The organism is Microcystis sp. M53598_WE2, assembly GCF_030067735.1.
Lineage (GTDB): Bacteria > Cyanobacteriota > Cyanobacteriia > Cyanobacteriales > Microcystaceae > Microcystis > Microcystis aeruginosa.
In genome coordinates this window covers 1-1,993 of record NZ_JASJFE010000548.1, presented here as the reverse complement: position 1 = coordinate 1,993, position 1,993 = coordinate 1, and the positions used below count along the sequence as shown (strand labels likewise).

The following is a 1,993-nucleotide window of genomic DNA, read 5'->3' as shown; positions in this document are numbered from 1 at the left end:
TAAACTTACCGATAGACTTCCCTCGACCTCAAGTAAAATCTTCTCAAGCGGCTTCCTACACTTATCAATTTAGTGAGAGTCTTAGCCAACAATTACAAACCTTTGCAACTCGAAATCAGACGACTCTATTTATTACCCTACTGACTTTCTTTAAAATATTACTCTACCGTCACACCGGCCAACGGGATTTAGTGGTTGGTATCCCTATTTCAGCACGAAATCATCCTGATTTAGAAAACCAGATCGGGTTTTATGTTAACACCTTGGCTTTGAGATCTTTATTACCAGAGGGAGTAACTTTTAAGCAAGTCTTAGGGGAAGTAACTAACACCTGTCTTGATGCTTATGAATATCGTGATTATCCTTTTGATAAATTAGTATCCGCTCTCAATTTAGAACGTGATTTGTCCAGAAATCCCTTATTTGATGTCATGTTTTCTCTACTGGGTAAAGAAAGCAAAACTGTCTTAAAAATTCCTGGTTTGGAACATCAACCTTATCCCTTAAAACCACGCATGGCTCAATTTGATATGACTTGGAGCTTCTTTGAAGATAGTCATAATCTTACATTAGTGATCGAATATGAGCCAGATTTATTTTTGCCTGAAACCATCGCCAGAATGAACGGTCACTTTTTACAAATTATTAAAAGTGTAATTCAGAATCCCGATTGTAAATTATCTGAGATTAATTTATTAACCCCTGAAGAACAGCATCAATTACTAATAGAGTGGAATCAAACCGAAGTCGCTTATTCTCAACAGTGTTTGCACCAGTTATTTGAAGAAAAAGTTAGAGATAATCCCGAGGCAATAGCTCTTATTTTTGACGGCGAAAAATTGACCTATCGAGAGTTAAATAATCGAGCTAATCAAGTCGGTCACTATTTACAAGAAAAAGGCGTAACTTCAGAAGTATTAGTGGGGATTTTTATTGAGCGTTCTTTTGAGATGATCATCGGAATATTGGGAATTATTAAAGCCGGGGGAGCTTATGTTCCTTTGGCTCCTAATTATCCCCCTGAGCGCTTGGATTATATGATATCTGATTCGGCGATTTCTCTGTTGTTAACTCAGCAATCTTTAGTTCAATTTCTGCCCGAAAATCAAGCCGAAATACTGTGTTTAGATACAGATTGGTTAAAGATAGCTAATTATAGTCAAGAGAATTTGACCTCTCCAGTTAAACCAGAAAATTTAGCTTATGTTATATACACTTCGGGTTCAACAGGAAAACCTAAAGGTGTGATGAATATTCATCAAGGAATTTGCAATACTCTAAAATACAATATTGACAATTATAATCTTAACTCTGAAGATCGCATTCTCCAAATTACTCCCTTTAGTTTTGATGTTTCAGTTTGGGAAGTTTTCTCATCTTTAACATCTGGTGCTACCCTAGTCGTGGCTAAACCTGACGGGTATAAAGATATAGATTATTTAATAGATTTAATTGTGCAAGAACAGGTAACTTATTTCACTTGTGTTCCCTCAATATTGCGAGTTTTTCTGCAACATCCCAAGAGCAAAGATTGCCACTGTTTAAAACGAGTAATTGTCGGGGGAGAAGCCTTATCTTATGAACTCAATCAACGATTTTTTCAGCAGTTAAACTGTGAATTATATAACGCTTATGGACCAACAGAAGTAGCGGTTGAGACTACTATCTGGTGCTGTCAGCCAAATTCCCAAATTTCTATTGGACGTCCCCTTGCTAATGCCCAAGTTTATATTCTCGACAGTTATCTCCAACCGGTTCCTATTGGTGTTGCTGGAGAATTACATATTGGTGGAATGGGTTTAGCGCGTGGATATCTCAATCGTCTGGAATTAACTCAAGAAAAATTTATTTCTAACCCTTTTGCTCAGGGGAAATTATATAAAACCGGGGATTTAGCTCGCTATCTTCCTGATGGAAACATTGAATATTTAGGACGGATTGATAATCAAGTCAAGCTGAGAGGTTTACGCATTGAATTAGGAGAAATTCAGAC

1 protein-coding gene is annotated in these 1,993 nt (G+C 36.9%); it reads left to right on the top strand.

What is annotated here, in order from left to right; all coding sequences use genetic code 11:
• On the top strand, positions 1-1,993 hold a 1,993-nt coding region (locus PX636_RS11220), incomplete at both ends, for a non-ribosomal peptide synthetase (protein WP_288117216.1).